The sequence below is a fragment of the Corallococcus llansteffanensis genome (genome assembly GCF_003612055.1).
GTDB lineage: Bacteria > Myxococcota > Myxococcia > Myxococcales > Myxococcaceae > Corallococcus > Corallococcus llansteffanensis.
The window spans coordinates 1-6,789 of sequence record NZ_RAWB01000539.1; the positions used below are offsets into that span (position 1 = coordinate 1).

Consider the following 6,789-nt stretch of genomic DNA (forward strand, 5'->3'; position numbering starts at 1 on the left):
CCTGGGCGCGGATGTGCGTGGGGCGGGGCCGGGGGACGCGGGCGAGGTGCTCGCGGGCCGGCTGGTCCAGGTCATGCGCGCGGTGGGCATGCCCAACGGCCTTGGCGGGGTGGGGTACACCGACGCGGACGTGGCGGCGCTGACGGAGGGCGCCTTCCCGCAGCAGCGCCTGCTCCAGAACGCGCCTCGGGAGATGACCCGGCCCGTCCTCACCGAGCTGTTCCACCAGGCGCTGCGCTACTGGTAACCGACGAAGGCCAGGAGCCCTCCGTGTCCGACACCGAGACCGCCGACCGCTACCGCTACTTCCTGCCCATCACCACGCGGTGGATGGACAACGACCTGTACGGCCACATCAACAACGTCACCTACTACAGCTACTTCGACACCGTCGCGAACCACTACCTCATCCACGAGGGCGGCCTGGACATCCACGCGGGCGCCGTCATCGGGTTGGTGGTGGAGTCGAAGTGCGGCTACCACGCCCCGCTCGCGTACCCCGACCGGCTGCGGGCGGGGCTGCGCGTGGACAGGCTCGGCACCCGCTCCGTCACCTACGGCATCGCCCTCTTCAAGGAGGGCGAGGAGGAGGCGGCGGCCCACGGGTACTTCGTGCACGTCTTCGTGGACCGCCAGACGCGCAAGGCAGTGGCGATGCCCGAGCGGCTGCGGGAGGCGCTCGGGCGGCTCGTCGTCACCCTGGCTCCGGGATGACGGCCGGGCTCAGGGGCAGCCGGAGCTGACCTGGAGCGCGTCGTACGCCATCCATCCGTTGCGAGGGGTGCCGGTCGCGGCGATGACGTAGCCGTAGATGAACTTCATCGTCCCGGACTGCTGGCGGTAGCGGCCCACGCTGTCCTGGACCCAGAGCGGGATGTCGATGGACGGGGCGCCGGAGTTGGTGGGCACGTCCAGGCGCTGGAACTTCGTGCCCGCGGGGAAGTGGTCCACCGCGACGCCGCCCAGGCCGAAGCCCGGCACGTTGAAGGTGAGGTTCGCCGAGCGCAGGCCGTTGGCCCGCACGAGCGGCAGGTAGTCGCCCGCGCGCTCGTGGGTCGCGTCGCTGTCGTAGACGACCTTCTTGAACTCGAGGGTCGTGTCGTGCGAGTTGCGCACGGCGTAGCACGCCATCTTGGACAGCCCCGAGCCCAGCGCCGAGACGTGCCCGACCTTGTCCTCGAAGGACGTGCGGCCCTTGATGGCGGACATGGGCATCCAGCCCGCGCTCGAGTTGGACGTCGACACCGCGAAGGCATGCAGTTCGCCCGCGAAGGTGCGCGTCTGGCCGTGGTTGAACGTGGAGCTCGTCCGGGTGGAGGTGCCCACCACGGTGCCGTTGCCGTCGCGGATGGGCCCGCCCGTGTAGAGCTCCCAGGAGTCGTCGTCGTCCGGGTCATTGGTGAGGACGCGGTTGCCACCGGAGGGTCGCAGCTTGCAGTTGTACGGGCTCTCCTCGCACACCGTGCCGTTCACGCCCGAGAACGCGGCCTGCCGGGTGGAGGCCACTGCCTCCTCCACCGCGCCGTCCTCGACGTACGCCTCGCCGCCACAGGCGGACAGGGCCAGGGCCACCACACCAAATACCGGGTTTTTGAAGTTCATGATAAAGAGGGAAAACCGATTTGGCGTGTTTTGTCAAACCCATGCACTGCCCGTGCGTCGCCTACCCGGCGCAGCGTCAATGCAGGCTGCCGGGGGCGGCCCAGGCCCTCCCTCTCCTCCATCAGCCCCCTGGGCCCCTTCCCGCAGACGTCTGCAACCTCCATGCGCCAAGCCAAGCCGAACGCTCCAGCGTCCCTTGTACCCTGGCTGTGTGGCGATGATCCGGAGGTGTTCGCCGTGCCCCGTCTGGGCGTCGAGGCTGGGCTGACCGAGCGCGCGGCAAGAGCGGTCGTCAGTCCTGGCTCTTCGGGAGCGTAGCGGTCACCGGTTGTTAACGTGCCCCGCGTCTCGCTGGCGCCACGGGGTTCATTCTTCTCAGTGGAGGCGGCGGGAATCGAAGCCTCGTAGGCGGATTTGGTCCCTAATCCTTTGGCCGGGTGTGTACCGCACCGGATTGTTGAGACACCAGATTGGTTGTAATCAGGCCGCTTGCTTCTGCATCAGCTCTCGCCGAGCTTGGCTCGGCGAGAGGAAGTGGTGGCGCTCCAGCAGCCAGTGCTCGTTGTACCGGTGGACCCACTCCAGCAGGGCCAGCCGGAGTTCCTCCACGGTGGCGAAGGAGTGCACCCAGAGCAACTGCTCCTTGAGGGTGCGGATGAAGCGCTCGGTGCAGCCGTTGCCCTCGGGACTGCGGATGAAGGACGGGCTGGGCTCGGCGCCCAGGAAGCGCAGCTCGTTCTGGAAGGTATCGGAGGTGTACTGACTGCCATTGTCGTGGCGGATGGACAGCCCCGCCGCCACGCCCCGGCCGTACGCACCGAAGCGGGCTTTAACGCCCTGGCGAATGGGCTCAAGGGCTTCGAAGCGAGTGCCCACCTTGGCGGCGTGGATGCCGACACACTCGGCGGTGCCGTGGTCGATGGCGATGAAGACGGTGGCCTGGCCCTCCAGCGTCGTCACCGTGCAGGTGGCGTCGGTGCCCCACATGACGTCGGGCTTGTCGGTGGTAATGGTGCCGTCGTGGTGGCGTGGCCCCAGCACTCGGCGAGCACGGCCCGGTGCCAGCAGTCCCGCCTCGCGCATCCGCCGCAGACAGCGGGCCTTCGACGTGCGCACGCCCCGGGCGCGCAGCCGGGCCCATACCTTGCGGTGCCCCTCGCCCAGAAACGGGGAGGCGGCCAGCACGCCTCGAATAGCCTCCAGCAGCGCCTTGTCCGTCAGCGCCGTCTTCGGGCCACATCGGGCCACCGCGGGGGCTTCGGCCTGCCGGCGGGCGCGGTGCCGGTACACCGTGGCGCGAGGCACGCGCCAGGTGGCCGTCACGAGCACCAGTCCGTACGGCTTGCCGCTGGAAGGCGAGAGGCTGGCGCTCATCCTCTCGACTTCTTCCAGGGAAAACCCGGGGCGTTGCCCTCCAGCAGCCGGGCCTTCTCCGCCAGCAACTCGTTCTTCATCATCAGCTCACCCACCATGGCTTTGAGCCGCAGCACCTCGTTGTCCGCCGGCTCCGGCTCCGGCTCGCGGCTCTTGAGGTTCGCCTCCGCCCCCGCCAGGAATTTCTCCCGCCACTCGCTCAGCACCGCTGCGGCGACGCCCAGCTCCCGCGAGAGCGCGTCGAGTTCCTCGCCCTTGAGCAACCGGAGCACGGCCTCCTTCTTCCGCTTCGCAGAGAACCGACCGCGCTCCGCTGTTCTGTCCTGCCTCTGCTGCTTCTTCACATCCACCTCACGAGGGGGAGGCTATCCCCCAGAAAGGTGTCTCAGGAAATCCTGGGGCGGAGGACATCATGAAACGAGCGCATGGGCGAAGTGGGCGAATCGCCAGCGGTTTCAAATCCGCTGGCGCTTCACCGTGCCGAAGGCCCGAGCGAAGTTCCGCTACTGCCCACCAGACCTCACCCGGCCAAAGGATTAGTACGTACTAGTGACGTCGACCTTCTGTGCCTTCAGTTCCTTACGAAGAAGCGCAGGCATAGGCATTCCAGCGGGCCATGACGGAACTGCTGCGTTCCATCCCACGTAGGAGTAGGCGTACGTCGGACCAAGCTGCGACTCGGGGTCAGCCCGCAGGAGCCTCAAGCTCTTGCTGCTGGTGCCAAGCTTCACCACTTCGTTGTTGGTGCCGCTTGTCACGACCAAATCTCCGCTCGCACCAACAGGAACCGTCACCTCGAAGGTAGCACCGGGAGCCACCGGCCAGATCTTTGCTTGGTTGACGGCCTTCTTCACGTTCCCAGTGACTACGACGGTCCCGCAAACCTTGATGTCCATCGAGTGAGACCCGAGGAATTGACACGCCCTCTTGTGCGTAGCGGAGTTCACCGGCCACGAGACTCGGTCGGGAGCACCAGCAATGTTCCAGCCGCAGGCGCCGCTGCCCGAGCAATCCAAGCGCGCATCCTTGATGCTCTCCCCTGCGCCCGAAACTACCAACTCTGCACACATCTTGTTCCGCGCCCACTTGTTCGACTCGCAGTCCCAGTCAAGAATGTTGGGGACGTTGATAGGTCTCCACGCTCCTTCAACGAAAGCTTTAAAGGGACCGCACTTCTTGTTGTGAAGGTCCGGCGTCCGGACATTGCCACCGCAGGCCGGATACTCCTTCACGGTGCCCTTTTCGCTCTTAACCAAGTTGAGGACCACCGTCGCGTTCGGCGTTGGGTCTGGCCGAGTGACGGGGACGAAGGACGAACCCCTCGAATGGTTGATGGTGAGGCCACCAGTTCGCGCATTGGATGGCCACACGCACGTCACAACGTGGCCCTCACCCTCGGACGAAATCTCATCGTTCGCCTTGAGGCTGGTGGTGCAGGCCAGACCGATGGCAGCGATAGAAACGTACCGTGGGGGACCTGCCGCCGGATTCACATTGCGGTCCCACTTGAGCGTCACGACTACGCTATCTCGGTCAACGCTCTTCAGCTTCGCGGGCACTGGTAGTTGCTGATTCGAGTTGCTTGCGTAGAGCGCCATGCAGGCGCTCCAAGCCTTCAATTGCGCCTCAGTGGTGAAACGCTGGAAGACGGCCTGAGCAGTCTCCCAATGTACTACCATACCCGCATCCTCGCAGTACTCCTTGCGGGTGACGGACTTATTCGTCGAGTTGCCACTGGCATCAAGAGTAACGACCTTGACGAACAATCCGAGGCTCCACCCTGACTCTCCAAACTCCTCGTTAAAGTAGTTCTCGCAGACGACCTTCCGAAAAGCTGAGTCGAACGATTCGTTGCTCGCAGCCATCAGTTCGACAGGCGCCAAGCTTGGTACGCAAGCCCGTCCGAAGGCCTCGATGTCGTCGGCTGCACTCCCTTGAGACGGTATTAGAAATACAGCAACCGCGGCCGCAAGGACTATTGCAACACACACATCTTGAGACACTTTCGCCATCGTGGCTCCCTCCTCTGACAAGTCGGAGGTTGGATAATTGCAGAACATGCGAAATTTTGGAAGCCACGGATAGCCCGCTGTGTCAGGGAGTTGTCGCCTCGACTGCGCCTCCCCGGGCTTTTGTGACTCTCCCGCACTGCGTGTAGACCGGAGGTTCAGACGGTGAGCAGCATGCGACGACGCAGCAGGTCGAAGCCAGCGCGGCCATACATCTGACGCTTGAGAAGCTTGAACTTCGTGAGTTGGCCCTCGGCCTGGGCGTTACTCCAGCGAGAGGTCAGTGCTGCCCGGATGGCATCGCCGTCCTGTTCGAGTCCCTCCGCAAACGTCTCCACCGCGCGCACACCGCACGCGCGGGCCTCGCCCAGCCACGCTTCGAAGGGCCTGCAAGGCCTCGTTGGCTTTGCTCCCTGTGAAACGCTTCGTGAGCGCACGAGCTCACAGAAACGCTGAGTCAATGCGATGACACGCGCAGCTTCCTCGTCCTGCTTGATGCGCGCCAGTGTCGCGGTCTCCGTGGTGGTCAGCTCGCAGGGCCTCTTCACGCATAGCCAGGCCAGTTGCTTCGGCGAGGCGAGCGCGTCGAGGCGCGTGCCCTTCGCCCATCAATTGACGCCGGGGTAGCTGGCGCCCCTGCGCGAGGGGGGAACCGTCCGCCGCATCTGGAGCCAACGGTGGACCTGGCTTTTGGCGCCACGAAAGCCCTGGGCGCGAATCTCCCGCCAGAGGGCACATGCGTTCTCACCCCCCCCGCGGCCTGTCGCTGCGTCAAGTACTCCAGATACGGGTCGAGGATGCCTGGGTCCAGGCACGCGCGCCGCGCGCTCGGGGAAAGCTTCCGCAACGGCATATTTGCGCACCGTTCCTCGCGCCAGCCCCGGCGTGCGACTGATTCTCAGCAGGGGTTCCCCCGCCAGGTGACGACGCCGGACGGCTTCGTATGCAGCGACACTCCGAGAGTGTTGATGGTCACCAGGAAGCGCGGGAATCTGGACACGTCAGTTTGAGGGCTGACTTCGAGCCAGTGCGCTCCAAGCACTGGCCGATGGCCTCATGCCTTCGCGGGCTTCCCGAGTCACAGGGGCACTGTCTGGCGCCGAGCGGAGCGAGCTTGCCCTTGACTCGGTGAGGCACGTGATGGCCCGAACCATGGATAACTGGTCGACCTGATGACCAGGAATCTGCGCTTTCTCGCGACCGCCAACACGGGAGCGGCTCTCCTCTCGGGCGTGAGTTCGAGAGAAGCTGGTTTGACGGCGTGCAGAGGCGGCGTCTCCACTCGACACGGCTGGGAGTGCTCGAAGTCGGGGGTGAGCGCCGGTCATCCCGCGTTCCATCATCTGCCGCCCATTCATCAGCAAGTGCCAGCGGTCCGCCACCTGCTGGGCCTCTGGTGCGCCCAGCACCGCCGCTTGTGCGTACTCTGTCGACCGGTCTCTGGCGATGACTTCCACGCCGGGGTACTGGCGCAGCTAGGCGCTCACCGTGGGAGTCGAACGGTCTGGCAAAACGTCGCGGATGCAGTGCGCTTCCAGGTCGACGAGGGTGGAGCCGTAGGTGCGCCCCTTGCGCATCGCCCAGTCGTCGAGGCCCAGGACGCGAGCGGGCCTGGGAGGAGGCAGCGGAGCGTGGCGAATCAGTCGTAGGAGGGTGTCTGGACTGGTGAGCATCGACTGAAGTTGCCCCGGTTTCGTGGAGTCCCATCCGCTGTGCGAAAAGGGTCCCACGATGCCGAAGTCACGCCCCCCATACCCGCCGGAGTTCCGTGAGCGGGTCGTCGAGCTGTTGAAGGCCGGCCGGT

The 6,789-nt window shown here is 65.3% G+C and carries 4 protein-coding genes and 3 pseudogenes; 2 read left to right on the forward strand and 5 right to left on the reverse strand.

The window, feature by feature from the left end; translation table 11 throughout:
• Together D7V93_RS34400 and D7V93_RS34405 are read left to right on the forward strand one after the other, a co-directional pair.
• Nucleotides 1-247, forward strand: a pseudogene (locus tag D7V93_RS34400) (iron-containing alcohol dehydrogenase); the annotation flags it as partial.
• Between the two features lie 23 nt (nt 248-270).
• Nucleotides 271-714, forward strand: coding sequence for an acyl-CoA thioesterase (locus tag D7V93_RS34405; RefSeq protein WP_208723250.1), 444 nt, complete (start codon nt 271-273; stop codon nt 712-714).
• A 9-nt stretch (nt 715-723) separates the two neighbouring features.
• Here D7V93_RS34405 and D7V93_RS34410 read toward each other — a convergent pair whose 3' ends face one another.
• The 5 genes and pseudogenes from D7V93_RS34410 to D7V93_RS47755 all read right to left on the reverse strand — a co-directional run.
• On the reverse strand, nt 724-1,602 hold the full coding sequence (locus D7V93_RS34410; RefSeq protein ID WP_120647404.1) for a hypothetical protein: 879 nt from the start codon (nt 1,600-1,602) through the stop codon (nt 724-726).
• Nucleotides 1,603-2,082: 480 nt separating this feature from the next.
• Nucleotides 2,083-3,326: pseudogene (locus D7V93_RS34415) on the reverse strand (IS3 family transposase).
• A gap of 186 nt (nt 3,327-3,512) precedes the next feature.
• Nucleotides 3,513-4,988, reverse strand: a complete 1,476-nt coding sequence (locus D7V93_RS44625; protein ID WP_147451498.1) for a hypothetical protein — start codon at nt 4,986-4,988, stop codon at nt 3,513-3,515.
• 155 nt (nt 4,989-5,143) lie between these two features.
• Nucleotides 5,144-5,548, reverse strand: a complete 405-nt coding sequence (locus D7V93_RS34420) for a transposase (RefSeq protein ID WP_120647405.1) — start codon at nt 5,546-5,548, stop codon at nt 5,144-5,146.
• A 912-nt stretch (nt 5,549-6,460) separates the two neighbouring features.
• Nucleotides 6,461-6,789: pseudogene (locus D7V93_RS47755) on the reverse strand (hypothetical protein); the annotation flags it as partial.

Coding starts and splice junctions, on each gene's coding strand:
- D7V93_RS34410 (WP_120647404.1), bottom strand. CDS start 1,602: ATGAACTTCAAAAACCCGGTATTTGGTGTGGTGGCCCTGGCCCTGTCC.
- D7V93_RS44625 (WP_147451498.1), bottom strand. CDS start 4,988: ATGGCGAAAGTGTCTCAAGATGTGTGTGTTGCAATAGTCCTTGCGGCC.